The sequence below is a fragment of the Rhizobacter sp. P2_H3 genome (genome assembly GCF_056403355.1).
In genome coordinates, this window is the sequence record NZ_JBFUFQ010000014.1 from 17,361 (window position 1) to 37,923 (window position 20,563).

A 20,563-nucleotide genomic window follows, 5' to 3' on the forward strand; every position below is an offset into this window, starting at 1 on the left:
CCATGACCGCCTTGCTTGAAGTGAAGAACCTGCGCGTCGAGTTCCCGACGCGGCGCGGCACGCTGGTGGCGCTCGACGACGTCTCGTTCGACATCGCGCCCGGCGAGATCCTCGGCGTGGTCGGCGAATCGGGGGCCGGCAAGTCGCTGACCGGTGCCGCGATCATCGGCCTGCTCGACCCGCCCGGCCGCGTGGCGTCCGGCGAGATCCGCTTCCAGGGCCGGCGCATCGACAACCTGCCGTACGAGCAGATGCGCCGCATGCGCGGCAAGCACATCGGCGCGATCTTCCAGGATCCGCTGACCTCGCTGAATCCGTTGTTCACCGTCGGCCGCCAGCTCGTCGAGACGATCCGGACCCACCTGCCGCTCGATGCGGCGCAGGCACGGCAGCGCGCGATCGAGCTGCTGAAGGAGACCGGCATCCCGGCCGCCGAGGCGCGCATCGACCAGTACCCGCACCAGTTCTCCGGCGGCATGCGCCAGCGCGTGGTGATCGCGCTCGCGCTGGCCGGCAACCCGCAGCTGATCGTCGCCGACGAGCCGACCACCGCGCTGGACGTGTCGATCCAGGCGCAGATCATTTCGCTGCTGAAGCGGCTGTGCAAGGAGCACGGTGCGGCGGTGATGCTGGTCACGCACGACATGGGCGTGATCGCCGAGACCTGCGACCGCGTCGCGGTGATGTACGCCGGCCGCGTGGCCGAGATCGGCCCGGTGAACGACGTGATCCATGCGCCGGCGCACCCCTACACCGCCGGGCTGATGGGCTCGATCCCCGCGATGGACCTCGACCGCGAGCGCCTGCTGCAGATCGACGGCGCGATGCCGCGGCTGAACGCGATTCCGCCCGGCTGTGCGTTCAATCCGCGCTGCCCGAAGGCCTTCGGGCGCTGTCGTGAAGAACGCCCCGACCTGCTCGAAGCCGGGGCGACCCGGGCCGCCTGCTGGCTTCACGACAGGTCGGTGGCAGCCGTCGCAGGGGCCACGCCATGAACGTGCTCGTGGAAGTGCGCGACCTGGTGAAGACCTTCGACGTCTCGGCGCCGTGGCTGAACCGCGTGATCGAGCGCAAGCCGCGCCAGCAGGTGCATGCGGTGGACGGCGTCAGCTTCTCGATCGAACGTGGCACCACGCTCGCGCTGGTGGGCGAATCGGGCTGCGGCAAGAGCACCGTCGCGCGGCTGCTGGTGGGCCTGCAGGCGCCGACCGCCGGCGAGGTGCATTTCGGCCACAAGAACATCGCGCTGACGCTGGCCAGCCAGGAGGCGGCCGCGTTGCGCCGGCGCATGCAGATGATCTTCCAGGATCCGTTCGCAAGCCTGAACCCGCGCTGGAAGGTGCAGCAGGTCGTCGCCGAGCCGCTGACCGAGCACGGGCTGATCACCGACCGGGCGCAACTGAAGGCCAAGGTCGGCGAGCTGCTGCAGTCGGTCGGCCTCGCGAGCGGGGACATGGAGAAGTTCCCGCACCAGTTCTCCGGCGGGCAGCGGCAGCGCATCTCGATCGCACGGGCACTGGCCACCGAGCCGGAGTTCCTGGTCTGCGACGAACCGACCTCGGCGCTCGACGTCTCGGTGCAGGCCCAGGTGCTCAACATCATGAAGGACCTGCAGCGCAGCCGCGGGCTGACCTACCTGTTCATCTCGCACAACCTCGCGGTGGTGCGGCACGTCAGCGACCAGGTGGGCGTGATGTACCTCGGCCGCGTCGTCGAGCTGGCGCCGAAGGCGGAGCTCTTCGCGCGGCCGCGGCACCCGTACACGCGCATGCTGCTGGATGCGATTCCGGACATCGCGATGAGCGGGCGGGCCCGCACGCCGGTGCAGGGCGAGGTGCCGAATCCGCTGAGCCCGCCGAGCGGCTGCTCGTTCCACCCGCGCTGCCCGCATGCGAACGAGCGTTGCAAGCTGGAGCGGCCGGCGCTGTTGTCGCTCAACGGCATCCAGGTGGCCTGCCACGCGGTGGCAGAAGGACGGCTCTAGCCGGGCAGCAGGTGCTCGCCGGCAAACAGCGCGGCAGCGTCTTCGCGGTCGCGGATCAGCCAGGCCTGCGAGCCCGACACCAGCACCTCGGCCGCGCGCGGCCGGGTGTTGTAGTTGCTGGCCATGCTCATGCCGTAGGCGCCGGCGGACAGCACCGCGACGCGGTCGCCGGGTTGCACGGCCAGGACGCGGTCGCGCCCGAGCCAGTCGCCCGATTCGCAGACCGGGCCGACCACGTCCCAGGTCAAGGCGGCCGTGGCTCGCGTGCGGCAGGGCACGATGCCCATCCAGGCCTCGTACATCGCCGGACGGGCGAGGTCGTTCATCGCGGCATCGACGATGCAGAAATTCTTCTCGTCGCCAGGCTTCAGGTACAGCACCTCGGCGAGCAGCACGCCGGCATTGCCGACCAGCGAGCGGCCCGGCTCGAACAGCACCTTGCGGTGGCCGTGGCCGCGGGCGTCGATGCGCTCGAGCAGTTGCGCGACCAGCACGCCGGCCTCGGGCGGTGTTTCATCGGTGTAGGTGATGCCCAGGCCGCCGCCGACGTCGACGTGGTGCAGCCGGATGCCCTGGGCTTCGACCGCCTCGACCAGGTCGAGCAGCCGGTCCAGCGCATCGAGGTAGGGCGTGGCCTCGGTGATCTGCGAGCCGATGTGGCAGTCGATGCCGACGACCTCCAGGCCCGGCAGCGCGGCGGCGCGCTGGTAGGTGGCGACCGCACGCTCGTGCGCGACGCCGAACTTGTTGCCCTTCAGGCCGGTGGAGATGTAGGGGTGGGTGCCGGCGTCGACATCGGGGTTCACGCGCAGGCTGACGCGGGCGGTGCGGTCGGCGGCGACGGCCACCTGCGACAGCAGTTCGAGCTCGGGCTCGCTCTCGACGTTGAAGCACAGCACGCCGGCCTCGAGGGCGTCGCGCATCTCGGTGCGGGTCTTGCCGACGCCCGAGAACACGATGCGCGACGCGGGCGCGCCGGCCGCCAGCACGCGCTTCAGTTCGCCGCCGGAGACGATGTCGAAGCCGCAGCCGGCCTGCGCGAAGGTCTGCAGCACGGCCAGGTTCGAGTTCGCCTTCATCGCGTAGCAGATCAGGTGATCGCGGCCGGCCAGCGCACGCTGGTAGCTGCCGAGTGCCGCCAGCATCGCCGCCTGCGAGTACACGTACAGCGGTGTGCCGAAGCGGTCGGCGAGCGCGTTCAACGCGCAGTCTTCGATGAAGAGATCGGCGCCGCGGTAGGCGACGTAGGGCGAACCGGGCAGGGTCATGGGGTCAGCGGGGCGCAGAGGCGGGAGAGGATGCGGAGGGCGCCGCGGCAGGCGGCGAGGGCAGCTTCAGCGGCCCTTTCTGGCCGCAGGCCGCGAGCGCGGCCAGCAAAGACATCGATGCGCCCAGTGTTGAAAGGCGTGTCGCTACACTGCGCTGCTGCTGAAACATGCGAACAATTCTACCGGCCATGACTGTCGAGATCGTCCCCACGCCCCTGAGCGATGCCCAGTTCCACGCGCTGACGGGCGCCATCCTGTCGAGCATCGAGGCGAGCGTCGACGCCTGGCTGCAGGACGACGTGATCGACATCGACGCATCGCGCACCGGCGGCTTGCTGGAGATGGGATTCCCGAACGGCAGCAAGCTGGTGATCAACACGCAGCCGCCGCTGCACGAGCTGTGGCTGGCCGCGCGCTCGGGCGGCTACCACTACAAGCACGTCGGCGGCCGCTGGCTCGACACGCGGGAAGGGCGGGAGTTCTTCGCGGACCTCTCGGCCTGCGCGAGCGAGCAGGGCGGGATGCCGCTGCACTTCGCCCCGCCGGCCTGAGATCCTGCCTAGCGCTTGAAGAGGTCGAGGATGCCCTTCTTCTCGTCCTCGCTCGGCGGGGTGGGCAGCTTCTCTTCCAGGCCGAGGCTGCTGACGCCGCTGCCGTGGGTGTACTCCTCGTAGTACCACTCGCCACCCAGGTTGACCACGCCCTCCGGGGCTGACGGCTCCTCGACCGGCACGCCCTTCAGCGTCTGCTGCATGTAGTCGATCCACACCGGCAGCGACAGGCCGCCGCCGGTCTCGCGGTCGCCCAGCTTGCGCGGGTTGTCGTAGCCGATCCACACCACGCCGACCACGCTGCGCTGGAAGCCGGCGAACCAGGCGTCGTTCGAGTCGTTGGTGGTGCCGGTCTTGCCGTACACGTCAGGGCGCTTCAGCGTGCGTTGCGCATTGGCCGCCGTGCCCGAGCGCGTGACCTCCTGAAGCAGGCTTTCCATCACGAACGCGTTGCGCGCCGGCAGCGTGCGCGTGCTCTCGTCCATCGCCTGCGGAGCCGCCTCGTTCAGCACGTGGCCGCGCGAATCGGTGATCTTGCTGATCAGGAACGGGTTCAGCCGGTAGCCGCCGTTGGCGAACACGCCGTAGGCCGACGCCATCTGCAGCGGCGTCACCGAGCCCGCGCCGAGCGCCATCGTCAGGTAGGCGGGGTGCTTGTCGGGATCGAAGCCGAAGCGGGTGATCCAGTCCTGCGCATACGCCGGGCCGATCGCCTGCAGGATGCGGATCGAGATCATGTTCTTCGACTTGGCGAGGCCGCGCCGCATCGACATCGGTCCGTCGAAGGTGCCGTCGTAGTTCTTCGGCTCCCACGGCTGGCTGCCGGTGGTGCCGGCGTCGAAGAACAACGGGGCGTCGTTGATGACGGTGGCCGGCGTGAACCCCTTCTCGAGCGAGGCCGAGTAGATGAACGGCTTGAAGCTCGAACCCGGCTGGCGCCACGCCTGCGTGACGTGGTTGAACTTGCTCTTCGCATGGTCGAAGCCGCCGACCATCGTGCGCACGGCGCCGGTGCGCGGATCGAGCGAGACGAAGGCGCCTTCGACCTCGGGCAGCTGGGTGATCGACCAGTCGCCCTTCGGCAGCTTCACGAGCCGGATCACGGCGCCGGGGCGGATCTGCGTCTTCGGGTTGCCCTTTTCGGCCAGGCCGGAGGTGGCCGGCTTCAGGCCTTCGCCGGTGACGGTCAGCGATTCGCCGCTCTGCAGCACCGCCACGACCTTGCGCGGGCTCGCTTCGAGCACCACGGCAGCGCGCAGTTCGTCGTTGTCGGGGTGCTCGACCAGGGCCTCGGCGATGCGGCTGTCCAGGTCTTTCACGTTGGCCGGCAGGTCGACATAGGCCTCGGGGCCGCGGTACACCTGACGGCGCTCGAAATCCATGATGCCCTTGCGCAGCGACCGGTAGGCCACGGTCTGCTCGGACGCCTGGATGGTCAGGTAGACGTTGAGTCCGCGCGTGTAGGCCTCTTCTCCGTACTGCGAGAAGATCATCTGGCGCGCCGCCTCGGCCACGTACTCGGCGTGAACGACCACTTCAGGTGCGGCGCGGTACTTCAGTTGCTGCGCGCGTGCCGCATCGTGCTGCTCCGGCGTGATGAAGCCGTTCTCCAGCATGCGGTCGATGATGTAGAGCTGGCGCTGCGTCGCGCGCTTCGGGTTGACGATCGGGTTGTAGGCCGACGGCGCCTTCGGCAGGCCGGCCAGCATCGCGGCCTCGGCGATCGAGATGTCCTTCAGCGGCTTGCCGAAGTAGATCTCGCTGGCCGCCGCGAATCCGTGCGCGCGCTGGCCGAGGAAGATCTGGTTCATGTAGATCTCGAGGATCTGGTCCTTGCTGAGCAGGCTCTCGATCTTCAGCGCCAGCAGGATCTCGTAGATCTTGCGGGTGAACGTCTTCTCGGTGGAGAGATAGAAGTTGCGCGCCACCTGCATCGTGATCGTCGAGGCGCCCTGGCTGCGCGACTCGTTGAACTGCGCGAGGCCGGCCCGCAGCACGCCCTTGTAGTCGACGCCGCCGTGCTGGTAGAAGCGCGCGTCCTCGATCGCGAGCACCGCGTCCTGCATGACCTTGGGCACCTGGGCGAGCGGCGTGAAGTTGCGGCGCTCCTCGCCGTACTCGCCGAGCAGCACGCCGTCGGCCGAATAGACGCGCATCGGCAGCTTCGGCCGGTAGTCGACGAGGCCGCTGACCTGCGGGAGGTTCGGATACGCCACCGACAGCGCGATACCGATCACCAGCAGCAGCGCAAGCACGCCGGCCAGCGCACCCCCCACCAACCACAACAGCGCACGGCCCAGCCAGCGAGCCCAGTTGGGCAAGGGCGAGGTGGCAGAAAAAGACGATCGGCGGTTCGGGCTGGCTGCCGGGCGCTCGGACGGGCCCTCGGATTCGCTCATGGGACTCCAACAGTGGTCGCGACGATTATATGAAGCGACTTTGACCGGTCCGCATCGACCGTGAACTGCTTGGCAGCTTGTGTCGCCGGGTGCCTAGGGTTGACCCGGAATGACAATTTTTGGCTCCAGAATCCGTCACGATTTCGCAACGAGGACGGGTTGCAAGAAAAGGAAAAATCTTTGGTGCACAAAGGGTTTACTGCTAGCATTGAAGTAACTTCTTAACAATCCAGCGCACGTATCACAGCCAATTCGGTCGTCGATTCGTGTCGCGTTGGGAGATGGCCCCTTGAGCTTCCTAGACCTGTTGTTAGGCCGAAAGCATCCACCGATGATCGGCTTGGATATCAGCTCGTCCAGTGTGAAGCTGGTCGAGTTGGGCCAAAGTGCCTCCGGTGAATATGTACTCGAGCGTTTCGCCTCCGAGAGCTTCGAGAAGGGCTGGATCACCGACGGCCAGATCGAGAAATTCGACGAGGTGGCCGATGCCGTCCGCCGCGTGGTCACCAAGAGCGGCACCAAGACCAAGCAGGTCGTGCTCGCGATGCCGCAATCGGCGGTGATCACGAAGAAGATCATGCTGCCCGCCGGCTTGCGCGAAGAAGAGCTCGAGCTGCAGGTCGAATCCGAAGCCAACCAATACATCCCGTTCTCGCTCGACGAGGTGAGTCTTGACTTCTCCGTGGTCGGCCCGAGCCCCACGTCGGTGGGCGATGTCGAGGTGCTGATCGCCGCGTCGCGCAAGGATCGCGTGCAGGACCGTCAAGGCCTGGCGGAAGCCGCCGGCCTGAAGCCCGCGGTGCTCGACATCGAGTCGCATGCCTCGCGCCTGGCGATGGGCCGGCTGATCGAGGCGCTGCCGAACGAGGGCAAGGACGCCCTCGTCGCGCTGTTCGAGATCGGTGCCGACACCACCAGCCTGAAGGTGCTGCGCGACGAAGAGATGCTCTACGACCGCGACCAGGCCTTCGGCGGTTCGCAGCTGACGCAGCTGATCTCCCGCCAGTACGGCTTCTCGTTCGAGGAGGCCGAGCAGAAGAAGCTCTCGGCCGAGTTGCCGGAAGACTACGAGTCGTCGCTGCTGGTGCCGTTCGTCGACAGCCTGTCGCAGGAGATCGGGCGCGCGCTGCAGTATTTCTTCACCAGCACGCCGCACCACAAGGTGCACTACGTGATGCTGGCTGGTGGCACGGCGACCCTGCCGGGGCTGAAGGACCGCGTCACCGAGCTGACGGGCTTCGCATCGATGGTCGTCAATCCGTTCGAAAACATGAAGCTGGGCTCCGCGGTCCGCGAGAGCAAGCTGCGCCGTGAAGCGCCTTCCTACCTCACGGCCTGTGGGCTGGCGATGCGGAGGTTCTTGCAGTGATTCTGATCAACCTACTTCCGCACCGCGAAGAAAAGCGCAAGCGGCGCAAGGCGGCCTTCTTCCTGGGCTTGGCGCTGGCCGCCGCGGCGGGTCTCGCAGCCGTCGGCATGTGGTACCTGGTGCTGCAGCAGATGACGGAGAACCAGATCCACCGCAACGAATTCCTGTCGGCGGAGATCCGCAAGCTCGAGGCGCAGATCAAGGACATCGCGTCCTTGCGTGCCGAGATCGACGCGCTCAAGGCACGGCAGAAAGCGGTCGAAGACCTGCAGATCGATCGCAACCTGCCGGTTCACGTGCTCAACGAACTCGTCAAGCAGACGCCCGAAGGCGTCTATTTCAGCAGCATCAAGCAGGAAGGCCAGGTGCTGCAGCTGACCGGCATCGCGCAGACCAACGAGCGCGTGTCCGAGTTGCTGAGGAACACGAGCAACAACTCCGAATGGCTGACGAAGCCGGAGTTGGTCGAGATCAAGGCGGCCACCGTGCAGACGGCCAGCCGCGAGCAAAAGCGCCTGTTCGACTTCTCGATGCGCGTGACCATCAAGCGCCCGCAGGATGTCGACGCGGCCGCAGCTGCAGCCTCGGCCGTCGTGCCGGGTGCCGCGGCCAGCGCCGCCGTCGCTGCGAAGAAGCCCTGACCATCGAGACGCCATGGCAACGAAAGCGAAATCCGTCAACGTCGATCTGAACTCGGTCTTCGGGGCTGCCGCCTCGCAATTCCGGGGACTGAATCCCAATGAACCCGGCCAATGGCCGATGCTCCCCAAGCTTGCCACCTGGCTCGTGCTGGCCGTCATGGTGGTCGTGGTGGGCTGGTTCCTGCTGCTCGCCGGTGTCGACGAGCAGTTGCAGGCCGAGCGCGACAAGGAACCCAACCTGAAGCAGGACTACCGGGGCAAGCTGGCGCAGGCCGTGAACCTCGAAGAATTGCGCAAGCAGAAGCTGCAGGTCGAGGAATACGTGACCCAGCTCGAGAAGCAGCTGCCCGGCAAGGCCGAAATGGACGCGCTGCTGTCGGACATCAACCAGGCGGGCCTCGGCCGCGGCTTGCAGTTCGAACTGTTCCGTCCCGGCCAGGTGCTCGTGAAGGAGTACTACGCCGAACTGCCGATCTCGATCCGGGTGACGGGGCGCTACCACGACATCGGCGCGTTCGCGGCCGATGTGGCGAACCTCTCGCGCATCGTCACGCTGCACAACATGCAGATCGCGGCTGCCGGCGGCAAGGACGCTTCCGGATTGCTGGGCATGGATGCGACGGCCAGAACCTACCGCTATCTGGATCCGAACGAGATCACAGCGCAGCGCCAGGCTGCGGCGAAGGCTGCGGGAGCGAAGAAATGACGGGAACCACAATGCGTTGGCCGGCAGCTGCCTGCGCGAGCGCCATCATGGCGCTCACCCTGACCGCCTGTGGCGATGCGCAGGACGAGTTGCAGCAGTGGATCGAGCAGCAACGCCGCGAGGTGAAGCCGAACGTGACGCCGCTGTCGCCGCCGAAGAAATTCAATCCGCAGGCCTACCTGGCCGGCGCGGGCGTCGAGCCGTTCAGCACGCAGAAGCTGACGGTGGCCATCAAGCAGGAATCGCGGCAACCGAATTCGTTGCTGGCTGCGGAGATCAACCGCCGCAAGGAACCGCTCGAAGCGTATCCGCTGGACAGCATGGCGATGGTCGGCAGCGTGACCAAGCAGGGGCGCCCGTACGCGCTGCTGCGGGTCGACAACCTGCTGTACCAGGTGAAGACGGGTGACTACCTGGGCCAGAACTACGGCAAGGTCACCAAGATTTCCGAGACGGACGTCTCGCTGCGCGAAATCGTGCAGGACGCGGCGGGTGAGTGGATCGAGCGTACGAGCTCTCTTCAGCTTCAGGAACGGGCGCGGTGAAGAACATGCAGGAGAAACAGATCATGGGTAAGTGGCAAGTTCGAAGCGTTGCGCTCGCGTTGCTCTTCGGTGCGTCCTTGTCTGCGTGGGCGCAGAACGCCATCCAGTCCATCAACAGCTCCCAACAGGCGGGTGCAGAGGTCGTGCGCATCGAACTGTCCGAGCCGCTGGCGGCGGTGCCGACCGGCTTCACGGTCCAGACGCCGCCGCGCATCGCGCTCGACCTGCCCGGGGTCGGCAATGCGATGGGCAAGTCGAACCTGGACATCAACCAGGGCAACATCCGCTCGATCAACATCGCGCAGTCGGGTGATCGCACGCGGCTGGTCATGAACCTCAAGACGGCGTCCAATTATCGGGCGCAGCTCGAAGGCAAGGTGCTGGTGGTGGTGATGGAAACGTCGGCACCGGCGGGCGGCATCGCTGCCACGGCCAAGGCGCCGGTGGCGGGTGAATCGACCCGCTTTGCGGAGAATCTGAACGACGCGCCGATGCCGCTGAAGGGCATCGACTTCCGTCGCGGCCAGGACGGTGCGGGCCGGGTCGTGGTCGACCTGCCGAACAACCAGGTCGGGGTCGACATCCGCCAGCAGGGCCAGAGCCTGGTGGTCGAATTCCTGCGCTCGAACCTGCCGGAGAACCTCCGACGCAAGCTCGACGTGACCGACTTCGGCACGCCGGTGCAGAGCGTCTCGACCTTCCAGAACGGTGACCGTGTGCGCATGGTCGTCGAGCCGCGTGGTGCCTGGGAGCACAGCGCGTACCAGACCGACAACCAGTTCGTGCTGGAAGTGCGCCAGCAGAAGCAGGATCCGAACAAGCTGGTGCAGGGGCCGGGTTATGCGGGCGAGAAGCTGTCGCTGAACTTCCAGAACATCGAGGTTCGCGCGCTGCTGCAGGTCATTGCCGACTTCACCAACTTCAACGTCGTCACGAGCGACACTGTCACCGGCAACGTGACGTTGCGCCTGAAGGATGTGCCGTGGGACCAGGCGCTAGACATCATCCTGCAGGCCAAGGGCCTGGGGCTGCGCAAGTCGGGCAACGTGATCTGGATCGCCCCGAAGGATGAGCTCGCGTCGAAAGAGAAGATCGACCTCGAGGCGAAGGCGCAGATCGCCAACCTGGAGCCGGTGCGCACGCAGTCGTTCCAGCTCAACTACACGAAGGCCGAAGAAGTGGCCAAGGGCCTGACCGGTCAGAACACGACGGGTGGCAGTGGCACCGCGTCGCGCATCCTGACGACCCGTGGCAGCGTGATCTTCGAAACCCGCACCAACCAGCTGTTCGTCAGCGACATTCCCTCGAAGCTCGAGGAAGTGCAGGCGATGATCACCAAGATCGACGTGCCAGTGCGGCAGGTGCTGATCGAAGCGCGCATCGTCGAAGCGAACGACAGCTTCGGTCGCTCGCTGGGGGCGAAGCTGGGCTACTCCGACTTGCGCGGCCTCAATGGTGGCGTGCCCGGGTTCAACACGGGTGGCAACATGCGGGTCGGGGTCGGCGGCAACATCAATGCGATCGGTGTGCAGACCGGGCAGGTCACTCCTCCGCTGGTGTACAGCAATACCAATTTCGTCAGCCTGCCGGCCATCGGCCAGAACGACTACAACGCGGCGACGTTCGCGCTGTCGCTGTTCGGGGTCGGTGCCAATCGGTTCCTGAACCTGGAGCTGTCCGCGCTGGAAGCCGAGAACAAGGGCAAGATCCTGTCGAGCCCGCGCGTCATCACGGCCGACCAGGTGAAGGCGCTGATCGAGCAGGGCACGGAACTGCCGTACCAGACGGCCACGTCCAGCGGCGCGACGGCCATCCAGTTCCGCAAGGCGAACCTGAAGCTTGAAGTCACGCCGCAGATCACGCCGGAAGGCAACGTCATCCTCGACCTCGACGTGACCAAGGACACCGTGGGGCAGGTGACATCGCAGGGCCTGGCCATCGACACCAAGCATGTGCGCACGCAGGTCCTGGTGGAGAATGGCGGCACGGTCGTGATCGGTGGCATCTTCACGCAGGACGACCAGGAAAGCGTGACCAAGGTGCCTTACCTCGGCGACATTCCCTTCCTCGGCAACCTCTTCAAGACCAAGACGAAGTCGTCGAAGAAGACCGAACTGTTGATCTTCATCACGCCGAAGGTTGTGAGCGATCGCACCGCGGTGCGCTGATATGACTGGCCCCAGAAATCAGGTACTTGACATGAACTACGGTGTACTCAATCGGCTTGCCGCGGCTACCTTGATGTCGCTCGCGCTGGCGTCGTGCGGTGGGAGCGGCGATGACGAGGCGGGGTCGCCCACGGCGCTCCAGACAGTGCCGACCGACATCACCTTCCAGGGTGACGGCACCAACTGTCTGGGCGGATCCGCACAGATCTTCGTCTACGGCGGGGTGGCTCCTTATCACATCGACAACACGAACACGAGCGGGATCACGCTGAACACGACCAGTGTTGGCAACCGGGGCGGCAGCTTCACGGTGACGGTCGCGGATGGCGCCTGCATGACGACCGTCCAGGTGGTCGTGAAGGACGCGCTGGAACACCTCACGACCTTGAAGGTCAGTGCGACGCCGACCAAGCCGAGCTGACCGGCCGCTTGCGGCGGGGGGCATGTGCCGATGAGCGGCCCCGGCGAGGGACATGAGTTGCTCGCGCTGGTCGGCATGCCTGGCTCAGGCAAATCCACGATCGGCCGCCAGCTGGCGCGCCGCATCGGTTGGGACTTTCGCGATTCCGACGGCGTCATCGAGACGCGCATCGACGGTTCGATCCGCAGCTTCTTCGAGCGTGAAGGCGAAGATCGCTTTCGCGAGATCGAGTCCGCGGTGATCGGCGAGCTGAGCGGGCTGGACCGGACCGTGCTCGCGACCGGTGGCGGAGCCGTGCTGCGTGTGGACAATCGCAGGGTGCTGCGCGAACGCTGTCACGTCGTCTACCTGCGCTGCAGTCCGGACGAGCTGTACCGCCGGCTGCGGACCGACACGCAGCGGCCTCTGTTGCAGGTCGGAGATCCGCGCTCGCGGCTGCGGGAGCTGTTCACGCAAAGAGACCCGCTCTATCGCGAGACGGCCCACCTCATCGTCGACAGCGGTCGCGCGACGGTCCCGACCCAGGTCAACACCTTGCTGATGCAGCTGGAGCTGGCCGGCATCGTGATGCGGCGCCCCGATGCGGCACACACGGACGAGGCGCGAAACGAGCGGCGCTAAACTGCGCCCATGAACGACGAGCGAAGCAGGGTCAGGATCGAACTGGCCGACCGGGCCTACGACATCGCGATCGGCTGCGGCCTGTTGTCGGACCGCGACGTGTTGCAAGGCCTGCCGCAGGGCAGCAGTGCCGTCATCGTGACGAACCCGACCGTGGCGCCCTTGTATGCGCAGCGGCTGCAGAATCTGCTGAGGCAGCACATTGCCCACTGCCTGCTGGTCGAACTGCCGGATGGCGAGATCCACAAGGACTGGAGTTCGCTGGAGCGCATCTTCGGCGCGTTGCTGCGTGCCGGCGCCGATCGCAAGACGATGCTCTATGCGTTGGGCGGCGGCGTGGTCGGCGACATCACCGGCTTCGCGGCGGCCTGCTACATGCGCGGCATCCCCTTCGTCCAGGTCCCGACAACGTTGCTGGCGCAGGTGGATTCGTCGGTCGGCGGCAAGACCGCGATCAACCATCCGCTGGGCAAGAACATGATCGGCGCGTTCTACCAGCCGCTGCGCGTGATCGCCGACCTGGACACGCTCGACACGCTTCCTGACCGCGAGATCTCGGCCGGGCTGGCCGAGGTCATCAAGTACGGCCCGATCGCCGACGATGCCTTTCTCGGCTGGATCGAAGACCACCTCGACGCGCTGCTCGCGCGCGACAAGAAGGCGCTGGCCCATGCCGTCAAGCGCTCGTGCGAGATCAAGGCCTGGGTCGTCGGCCAGGACGAGCGCGAAACCGGCCTGCGCGCGATCCTGAACTTCGGCCACACCTTCGGCCATGCGATCGAGGCCGGGCTCGGGTTCGGAACCTGGCTGCATGGCGAGGCTGTCGGCTGCGGGATGGTGATGGCGGCCGACCTGTCGCACCGCCTCGGCCTGATCGACGCGGCGTATGCGCAGCGCATCACCCGGCTGGTCGAGCGCGCGCGCCTGCCGATCCGTGGCCCGCAACTCGGTGCCGACCGCTACCTCGAGCTGATGCGCGTCGACAAGAAGTCCGAGGCCGGCGAGATCCGCTTCGTCGTGATCGAGGCGCCGGGCCGCGCCGCGCTGCGGCCGGTACCCGACGACATCGTGCGCGAGGTGCTGGCGGCCCACGCTGCCTGAGCCATGTCGGCCCCGCGTCCGGCCGGAGCATGGCAGCCGTATGCCTGCGACCCGCAGCACAGCGGCGGTCGCCGGCTGCACGAGTCGCCCGCGCCCACGCGCAGCGAGTACCAGCGCGACCGCGATCGCATCGTGCACTGCACCGCCTTTCGCCGGCTGGTCTACAAGACGCAGGTGTTCCTGAACCACGAAGGCGACCTGTTCCGCACCCGGCTGACCCATTCGCTGGAGGTGGCCCAGCTCGGCCGCTCGATCGCGCGCAGCCTCGGCCTGAACGAGGACCTGGTCGAAGCCATCGCGCTGGCCCACGACCTCGGCCACACACCGTTCGGCCACGCCGGCCAGGATGCGTTGAACGACTGCCTGCAGGCGGTGGATCCGCACAGCGGCGGCTTCGAGCACAACCTGCAGAGCCTGCGCGTCGTGGATTCGCTCGAAGAGCGTTACCCGCACTTCGACGGGCTGAACCTGACGCTGGAAACCCGGGAGGGGATCCTGAAGCACTGCTCCGGCCCGGCCGCCGCACGGCTCGAGGCCAGGGAGCCGAACGGTGTCGCGCACCGCTTCGTCGCGCGGCTGCGCCCGGGCCTGGAAGCCCAGCTGTGCAACCTGGCGGACGAGATCGCCTACAACGCGCACGATGTGGATGACGGCGTGCGTTCCGGCCTGCTGAAGCTCGAGCAACTCGACGACGTGCCGCTGTTCGCGCGCTACAAGGCCGAATCGCTGGCAGCCCACCCCGGCCTGCGCGGCAAGCGGCTGCTTTTCGAGAGCATCCGCCGCATGCTCTCGGCCCAGGTCTACGACGTGCTCGACGCCAGCGCCGCGGCGATCGCACAGCACGGTCCGCGCAGCGTGGCAGACGTTCGCCGGGCGCCGCCGCTGATCTGCTTCAGCGCGCAGATGGCAGCCGACAGCGTCGAGCTGAAGCGCTTCCTGCGGCACAACCTCTACCGGCATCCGCAGGTCGTGGCGACCACCGACCGGGCCAAGCAGGTGGTGCGCGAGCTGTTCGCGATCTACCGCGCTGCGCCGCAGGAGTGGATACCGCCCGGCGAATCGCGCACGGCCGGGCTGCGGCAACTGGCCGACTACATCGCAGGGATGACCGATCGCTACGCGCTGCGCGAGCACGAGCGCCTGACCGGCCGGCGGCTGTTCGACTGAGCCATGGCGCGCCTCGCCCGCCTGTGCATTCCCGGCCACCCGCACCTCGTGCAGCAGCGCGGGCACAACGGCCAGCCGGTGTTCATCGACGAGGCTGACATCCAGGGCTTCCTGCGGATGCTGGCCGAGGCTGTGAAGGCGAGCGGCGTCGCGGTCCATGCCTACGGATTGGCGGCGGGCGAAGTGCACCTGCTCGCAACACCCTCCGCTGCGGATTCGCTGAGCCGGCTGATGCAGGCCATCGGCCGCCAGCACGGCCAGGCATTCAACCGCCGGCATGGCCGTTCCGGCAGCCTGTGGGATGGCCGCTTCCGTACCGCCCCGATCGAGGGGGAACGGCACTTGCTTGCTGCCATGCGCTATGTCGAGTCGGCCGTGCCGGACCTGCGCGCCTCGAGTGCGCCGCACCACCTTGGGCAGGCGACCGATCCCGTGGTAAGCGACCACTCCCTTTATTGGGCCTTGGGTAACACGCCATTCGACCGGGAGATGAAATACCGGACATGGTTCGAGCAGGGCACTTCATCGGCCGAGGCCGAGCGCTTCCGGCGTGCCACCACGCAAGGATGGCCGCTCGGCGAGGCGTCGTTCATCGACAGCCTGTCCCTGGTGACGAGCCGCCGCTTGGTGGCCCGCCCCCGGGGACGGCCGCCGAAAGCTGCCATTTGATGTGTCCCCATTTATAAGGTCGATGAATCGATCGACACATCGAAAGGTGTCTGACCCTATTTATTTCGATTGAAGCCCCTGTTGCACTGCAGTATTCTTCGCGTCCATTCCAGATTTCCGGACGGAGCACGCCATGACCCAGGCCGACCAAGGTGGGGCATCTCCCGCAGATTCCGCAGACGCCGCTGAACTGCAGCAATCGGCCGAGCACGGCCTGTACGACCCGGCGAACGAGCACGATGCCTGCGGCGTCGGCTTCGTCGCCCACATCAAGGGCCACAAGGCGCACAGCATCGTCGCGCAGGGCCTGAAGATCCTCGAGAACCTCGACCACCGCGGTGCGGTCGGTGCCGACAAGCTGATGGGCGACGGCGCCGGCATCCTGATCCAGATTCCTGACGAGTTCTACCGCGCCGAGATGGCGGTGCAAGGCGTCGTGCTGCCACCGCCCGGCGAGTACGGCGTCGGCATGATCTTCATGCCGAAGGAGCACGCGTCGCGCCTGGCCTGCGAGCAGGAGGTGGAGCGCGCGGTGCGGGCCGAAGGGCAGGTGCTGCTGGGCTGGCGCGAGGTGCCGGTCGACTCGGAGATGCCGATGTCGCCCACCGTGCGCGCCAAGGAACCGATCATCCGGCAGGTCTTCATCGGCCGCGGACCCGACGTGATCGTGCAGGACGCGCTCGAGCGCAAGCTCTACGTGATCCGCAAGACGGCGTCGAGCGCGATCCAGCGCTTGAAGCTCACGCACAGCCGCGAGTACTACGTGCCCAGCATGAGCTGCCGCACCATCATCTACAAGGGCCTGCTGCTGGCCGACCAGGTCGGCAAGTACTACCAGGACCTGCAGGATCCGCGCGTGATGTCGGCGCTCGCGCTGGTGCACCAGCGCTTCTCGACCAACACCTTCCCCGAATGGCCGCTGGCCCACCCGTACCGGATGGTGGCGCACAACGGCGAGATCAACACCGTCAAGGGCAACTTCAACTGGATGCGCGCCCGCGAAGGCGTGATGAAGTCGCCGGTGCTCGGTGACGACCTGAACAAGCTCTACCCGATCACCTTCGAGGGGCAGTCCGACACCGCCACCTTCGACAACGCGCTCGAGCTGCTGACGATGAGCGGCTACTCGCTCGCGCATGCCGCGATGATGATGATCCCCGAGGCCTGGGAGCAGCACGCGACGATGGACGAGCGCCGCCGCGCGTTCTACGAGTACCACGCGGCGATGATGGAGCCGTGGGACGGCCCCGCCTCGATGGTGTTCACCGACGGCCGCCAGATCGGCGCCACGCTCGACCGCAACGGCCTGCGCCCGTCGCGCTACATCGTGACCGACGACGACCTGGTCGTGATGGCCTCCGAATCCGGCGTGCTGCCGATGATCCCGGAGAACAAGATCGTCAAGAAGTGGCGGCTGCAGCCCGGCAAGATGTTCCTGATCGACTTCGACCAGGGCCGCATCATCGACGACGAGGAACTGAAGAACCAGTTCGCACTCGCCAAGCCCTACCGGCAGTGGATCGAGAACGTGCGCATCCGCCTCGACTCGATCGAGCTGACCGGCGAGCCGCGCGAGTTCGGCGAATCGCTGCTCGACCGCCAGCAGGCCTTCGGCTACACGCAGGAGGACATCAAGTTCCTGCTGAGCCCGATGGCGCAGGCCGGCGAGGAAGGCACCGGCTCGATGGGCAACGACTCGCCGCTCGCGGTGCTGTCGGACAAGAACAAGCCGCTGTACAACTACTTCAAGCAGCTGTTCGCGCAGGTCACSAACCCGCCGATCGAYCCGATCCGCGAGGCGGTCGTGATGTCGCTGGTGTCGTTCATCGGCCCGAAGCCGAACCTGCTCGACATCAACGCGGTGAACCCGCCGATGCGGCTCGAGGTGTCGCAGCCGATCCTCGACTTCGCCGACATGGAGCGGCTGATCGAGATCGAGAAGCACACGCATGGCAAGTTCAAGAGCCATGTGATCGACATCACCTACCCGCTCGCGTGGGGTGACGAAGGCGTCGAAGCCAAGCTCGCCTCGCTGTGCGCCGAGAGCGTCGATGCGCTGAAGAGCGGCCACAACATCCTGATCATCAGCGACCGCGCGATGAACCGCGGCAACGTCGCGATCCCCGCGCTGCTCGCGCTGTCGGCGATCCACCAGCACCTGGTGCGCGAGGGCCTGCGCACGACGGCCGGCCTGGTCGTCGAGACCGGCTCGGCGCGCGAGGTGCATCACTTCGCGGTGCTGGCCGGCTATGGCGCCGAGGCGGTGCACCCGTACCTCGCGATGGAGACGCTGATCGGCCTGCACAAGGAGCTGCCGGGCGAGCTGTCGGCCGACAAGGCGATCTACAACTACGTGAAGGCGATCGGCAAGGGGCTGTCGAAGATCATGTCCAAGATGGGCATCTCGACCTACATGTCGTATTGCGGCGCGCAGATCTTCGAGGCGATCGGCCTCGACAAGGCGCTGATCGACAAGTACTTCCGCGGCACCGCGAGCCAGGTCGGCGGCATCGGCGTGTTCGAGGTTGCCGAAGAGGCGATCCGCATGCACCGCGCGGCCTTCGGCGACGACCCGGTGCTCGAGAACATGCTCGATGCCGGCGGCGAGTACGCCTGGCGCGTGCGCGGCGAGGAGCACATGTGGACGCCGGATGTGATCGCGAAGCTGCAGCACAGCGCGCGCGCGAACAAGTTCGACACCTACAAGGAATACGCCCAGCTGGTGAACGACCAGTCGCGCCGCCACATGACGCTGCGCGGGCTGTTCGAGTTCAAGGTCGACCCGGCCAAGGCGATCCCGCTCGACGAGGTCGAGCCCGCGGCCGAGATCGTCAAGCGCTTCGCGACCGGCGCGATGTCGCTCGGCTCGATCTCCACCGAGGCGCATGCGACGCTGGCCGTCGCGATGAACCGCATCGGCGGCAAGTCGAACACCGGCGAGGGCGGCGAAGACCCGGCCCGCTACCGCAACGAGCTGAAGGGCATCCGGATCAGCGCCGGCACCAAGGTCAGCGACGTGATCGCGAACAAGGTCATCGAGGCCGACTACGAGCTGCAGGAGGGCGACTCGCTGCGCTCGAAGATCAAGCAGGTGGCGTCGGGGCGTTTCGGCGTCACCGCCGAGTACCTGTCGTCGGCCGACCAGATCCAGATCAAGATGGCCCAGGGCGCGAAGCCGGGCGAGGGCGGCCAGTTGCCGGGCGGCAAGGTCACCGACTACATCGGTTTCCTGCGTTACTCGGTGCCGGGCGTCGGGCTGATCTCGCCGCCGCCGCACCACGACATCTACTCGATCGAAGACCTGGCGCAGCTGATCCACGACCTGAAGAACGCGAACCAGCGTGCGAGCATCAGCGTGAAGCTGGTGTCCGAGGTCGGTGTCGGCACCATCGCGACCGGCGTGGCCAAGGCGAAGGCCGACCACATCGTGATCGCCGGGCATGACGGCGGCACCGGCGCGTCGCCGTGGAGTTCGATCAAGCATGCCGGCACGCCGTGGGAGCTCGGGCTGGCCGAGACCCAGCAGACGCTGGTGCTGAACCGGCTGCGCGGCCGCGTGCGCGTGCAGGCCGACGGCCAGATGAAGACCGGCCGCGACGTGGTCATCGGTGCGCTGCTCGGGGCCGACGAATTCGGCTTCGCGACCGCGCCGCTGGTGGTCGAGGGCTGCATCATGATGCGCAAGTGCCACCTGAACACCTGCCCGGTCGGCGTGGCCACGCAGGACCCGGTGCTGCGCAAGAAATTCCAGGGCCGCCCGGAACACGTCGTCAACTTCTTCTTCTTCATCGCCGAAGAGGCGCGCCAGATCATGGCGCAGCTGGGCATCCGCAAGTTCGACGACCTGATCGGCCGCGCCGACCTGCTCGACACCCGCAAGGGCATCTCGCACTGGAAGGCGCGCGGCCTCGACTTCTCGCGCATCTTCCACCTGCCGACGGCTCCGGCCGACGTGGCGCGCCGCCAGGTCGAGGAACAGGACCACGGCCTGGCACGTGCGCTCGACGTGAAGCTGATCCAGAAGTGCCTGCCCGCGCTGGAGCGCGGCGAGAAGGTGCAGTTCATGGAGGAGACGCGCAACGTCAACCGCACGGTCGGCGCGATGCTGTCGGGCGAGCTGGTGCGACGCCATCCCGAAGGCCTGCCCGACCACACGATCTTCATGCAGATGGAGGGCACCGGCGGCCAGAGCTTCGGCGCGTTCCTCGCGAAGGGCATCACGCTGTACCTGATCGGCGACGCGAACGACTACACCGGCAAGGGCCTGTCTGGCGGCCGCGTGGTGGTGCGCCCGAGCATCGACTTCCGCGGCGACGCCACGCGCAACATCATCGTCGGCAACACCGTGCTGTACGGCGCGACCAGCGGCGAGGCGTTCTTCCGTGGCGTGGCCGGCGAGCGTTTCGCGGTGCGCCTGTCGGGCGCGACCGCGGTCGTCGAAGGCACCGGCGACCACGGCTGCGAGTACATGACCGGCGGCACGGTCGCGGTGCTCGGCAAGACCGGGCGCAACTTCGCAGCCGGCATGAGCGGCGGCATCGCCTATGTATTTGATGAAGACGGCCAGTTCGCGAAGCGCTGCAACACCGCGATGGTGCAGCTCGACAAGGTGCTGGGTGCCGCCGAACAGGAAGCCTCGGTCGACAAGGCGGTGTGGCACCTGGGCCAGGCCGACGAGGCGATCCTGCGCAAGCTGCTCGACGACCACCATCGCTGGACCGGCAGCCTGCGCGCGCGCGAGATCCTCGACACCTGGGCCGAATCGCGTGGCCGCTTCGTGAAGGTGTTCCCGAGCGAGTACAAGCGCGCGCTCGGCGAGATCAACGCGGCGAAGCAGGCCGGCGACACGATCGCGAAGGCGAAAGTCATTGAAAAGAACGCCGACAAGGGCGGCCCCAAGTCCAAGAGTGGCGCCAAGGCCTGAGCCAGGCCCAGCCCCAGCCAACCGGAGTA

The 20,563-nt window shown here is 66.8% G+C and carries 17 protein-coding genes; 14 read left to right on the forward strand and 3 right to left on the reverse strand.

Annotated features, from left to right (window positions below; translation table 11 throughout):
• Window positions 1-2 precede the first annotated feature (2 nt).
• Together AC1D1T_RS04625 and AC1D1T_RS04630 are read left to right on the forward strand one after the other, a co-directional pair.
• On the forward strand, window positions 3-995 hold the full coding sequence (locus tag AC1D1T_RS04625; protein ID WP_465110950.1) for an ABC transporter ATP-binding protein: 993 nt from the start codon (window positions 3-5) through the stop codon (window positions 993-995).
• Complete coding sequence (locus AC1D1T_RS04630; RefSeq protein WP_477991503.1) at window positions 992-1,984, forward strand: ABC transporter ATP-binding protein; 993 nt, start codon at window positions 992-994, stop codon at window positions 1,982-1,984. The genes AC1D1T_RS04625 and AC1D1T_RS04630 overlap by 4 nt, the downstream gene beginning before the upstream one ends.
• Here AC1D1T_RS04630 and lysA read toward each other — a convergent pair.
• Both lysA and lptM read right to left on the reverse strand, forming a co-directional pair.
• Window positions 1,981-3,252: a diaminopimelate decarboxylase gene (lysA, locus tag AC1D1T_RS04635; protein ID WP_477827626.1), complete on the reverse strand. Its 1,272-nt coding sequence runs from the start codon at window positions 3,250-3,252 to the stop codon at window positions 1,981-1,983. The two genes, AC1D1T_RS04630 and lysA, sit on opposite strands and share 4 nt — an antisense overlap.
• Before the next feature lie 4 nt (window positions 3,253-3,256).
• Entirely contained in the window at window positions 3,257-3,517 is a 261-nt protein-coding gene (lptM, locus tag AC1D1T_RS04640) for an LPS translocon maturation chaperone LptM (RefSeq protein ID WP_082004086.1), read from the reverse strand.
• On the opposite strand from lptM, the gene cyaY reads away from it, so the two are divergent.
• The gene (gene cyaY, locus AC1D1T_RS04645; protein ID WP_477827625.1) at window positions 3,441-3,803 is read left to right on the forward strand and encodes an iron donor protein CyaY; all 363 of its coding nucleotides are present in this window, start codon (window positions 3,441-3,443) and stop codon (window positions 3,801-3,803) included. The two genes, lptM and cyaY, sit on opposite strands and share 77 nt — an antisense overlap.
• 8 nt (window positions 3,804-3,811) lie before the next feature.
• On the opposite strand, the gene AC1D1T_RS04650 is transcribed toward cyaY, so the two are convergent.
• A complete protein-coding gene (locus AC1D1T_RS04650) occupies window positions 3,812-6,202 on the reverse strand; it encodes a penicillin-binding protein 1A (RefSeq protein WP_477991505.1) in 2,391 nt (796 codons plus the stop codon).
• A 331-nt stretch (window positions 6,203-6,533) separates the two neighbouring features.
• On the opposite strand from AC1D1T_RS04650, the gene AC1D1T_RS04655 reads away from it, so the two are divergent.
• From AC1D1T_RS04655 to AC1D1T_RS04705, 11 genes are all read left to right on the forward strand, one after another.
• Complete coding sequence (locus AC1D1T_RS04655) at window positions 6,534-7,571, forward strand: pilus assembly protein PilM (protein ID WP_052202850.1); 1,038 nt, start codon at window positions 6,534-6,536, stop codon at window positions 7,569-7,571.
• The gene (locus AC1D1T_RS04660) at window positions 7,568-8,212 is read left to right on the forward strand and encodes a PilN domain-containing protein (protein ID WP_477842432.1); all 645 of its coding nucleotides are present in this window, start codon (window positions 7,568-7,570) and stop codon (window positions 8,210-8,212) included. The genes AC1D1T_RS04655 and AC1D1T_RS04660 overlap by 4 nt, the downstream gene beginning before the upstream one ends.
• 13 nt (window positions 8,213-8,225) lie before the next feature.
• Window positions 8,226-8,918, forward strand: coding sequence for a type IV pilus inner membrane component PilO (locus tag AC1D1T_RS04665; protein WP_477829183.1), 693 nt, complete (start codon window positions 8,226-8,228; stop codon window positions 8,916-8,918).
• A 47-nt stretch (window positions 8,919-8,965) separates the two neighbouring features.
• Window positions 8,966-9,463: a pilus assembly protein PilP gene (locus AC1D1T_RS04670; RefSeq protein ID WP_169671282.1), complete on the forward strand. Its 498-nt coding sequence runs from the start codon at window positions 8,966-8,968 to the stop codon at window positions 9,461-9,463.
• A 23-nt stretch (window positions 9,464-9,486) separates the two neighbouring features.
• A complete protein-coding gene (locus AC1D1T_RS04675; protein ID WP_477842429.1) occupies window positions 9,487-11,631 on the forward strand; it encodes a type IV pilus secretin PilQ in 2,145 nt (714 codons plus the stop codon).
• A 31-nt stretch (window positions 11,632-11,662) separates the two neighbouring features.
• Window positions 11,663-12,052, forward strand: a complete 390-nt coding sequence (locus AC1D1T_RS04680; RefSeq protein WP_477842427.1) for a hypothetical protein — start codon at window positions 11,663-11,665, stop codon at window positions 12,050-12,052.
• Window positions 12,053-12,127: 75 nt separating this feature from the next.
• The gene (locus AC1D1T_RS04685; protein ID WP_477991529.1) at window positions 12,128-12,673 is read left to right on the forward strand and encodes a shikimate kinase; all 546 of its coding nucleotides are present in this window, start codon (window positions 12,128-12,130) and stop codon (window positions 12,671-12,673) included.
• A gap of 9 nt (window positions 12,674-12,682) precedes the next feature.
• Window positions 12,683-13,774, forward strand: a complete 1,092-nt coding sequence (gene aroB, locus AC1D1T_RS04690; RefSeq protein ID WP_477991507.1) for a 3-dehydroquinate synthase — start codon at window positions 12,683-12,685, stop codon at window positions 13,772-13,774.
• Between the two features lie 3 nt (window positions 13,775-13,777).
• Window positions 13,778-14,941 (forward strand): deoxyguanosinetriphosphate triphosphohydrolase, encoded by a 1,164-nt coding sequence (locus AC1D1T_RS04695; protein WP_477826423.1) that lies wholly within the window; start codon window positions 13,778-13,780, stop codon window positions 14,939-14,941.
• A 3-nt stretch (window positions 14,942-14,944) separates the two neighbouring features.
• Window positions 14,945-15,610, forward strand: a complete 666-nt coding sequence (locus tag AC1D1T_RS04700) for a transposase (protein ID WP_477844674.1) — start codon at window positions 14,945-14,947, stop codon at window positions 15,608-15,610.
• A gap of 133 nt (window positions 15,611-15,743) precedes the next feature.
• On the forward strand, window positions 15,744-20,534 hold the full coding sequence (locus AC1D1T_RS04705; protein ID WP_477991509.1) for a glutamate synthase-related protein: 4,791 nt from the start codon (window positions 15,744-15,746) through the stop codon (window positions 20,532-20,534).
• Window positions 20,535-20,563: the final 29 nt, after the last annotated feature.

Bases quoted from the DNA above. Each gene is read 5' to 3' on its own strand.
- AC1D1T_RS04685 (WP_477991529.1), top strand. From the start codon at position 12,128: ATGCCTGGCTCAGGCAAATCCACGATCGGCCGCCAGCTGGCGCGCCGC.
- AC1D1T_RS04650 (WP_477991505.1), bottom strand. From the start codon at position 6,202: ATGAGCGAATCCGAGGGCCCGTCCGAGCGCCCGGCAGCCAGCCCGAAC.
- aroB (WP_477991507.1), top strand. From the start codon at position 12,683: ATGAACGACGAGCGAAGCAGGGTCAGGATCGAACTGGCCGACCGGGCC.
- lysA (WP_477827626.1), bottom strand. From the start codon at position 3,252: ATGACCCTGCCCGGTTCGCCCTACGTCGCCTACCGCGGCGCCGATCTC.
- AC1D1T_RS04695 (WP_477826423.1), top strand. From the start codon at position 13,778: ATGTCGGCCCCGCGTCCGGCCGGAGCATGGCAGCCGTATGCCTGCGAC.
- cyaY (WP_477827625.1), top strand. From the start codon at position 3,441: ATGACTGTCGAGATCGTCCCCACGCCCCTGAGCGATGCCCAGTTCCAC.
- AC1D1T_RS04675 (WP_477842429.1), top strand. From the start codon at position 9,487: ATGGGTAAGTGGCAAGTTCGAAGCGTTGCGCTCGCGTTGCTCTTCGGT.
- AC1D1T_RS04700 (WP_477844674.1), top strand. From the start codon at position 14,945: ATGGCGCGCCTCGCCCGCCTGTGCATTCCCGGCCACCCGCACCTCGTG.
- AC1D1T_RS04665 (WP_477829183.1), top strand. From the start codon at position 8,226: ATGGCAACGAAAGCGAAATCCGTCAACGTCGATCTGAACTCGGTCTTC.
- AC1D1T_RS04680 (WP_477842427.1), top strand. From the start codon at position 11,663: ATGAACTACGGTGTACTCAATCGGCTTGCCGCGGCTACCTTGATGTCG.
- lptM (WP_082004086.1), bottom strand. From the start codon at position 3,517: ATGCTCGACAGGATGGCGCCCGTCAGCGCGTGGAACTGGGCATCGCTC.
- AC1D1T_RS04630 (WP_477991503.1), top strand. From the start codon at position 992: ATGAACGTGCTCGTGGAAGTGCGCGACCTGGTGAAGACCTTCGACGTC.
- AC1D1T_RS04655 (WP_052202850.1), top strand. From the start codon at position 6,534: ATGATCGGCTTGGATATCAGCTCGTCCAGTGTGAAGCTGGTCGAGTTG.
- AC1D1T_RS04625 (WP_465110950.1), top strand. From the start codon at position 3: ATGACCGCCTTGCTTGAAGTGAAGAACCTGCGCGTCGAGTTCCCGACG.
- AC1D1T_RS04670 (WP_169671282.1), top strand. From the start codon at position 8,966: ATGGCGCTCACCCTGACCGCCTGTGGCGATGCGCAGGACGAGTTGCAG.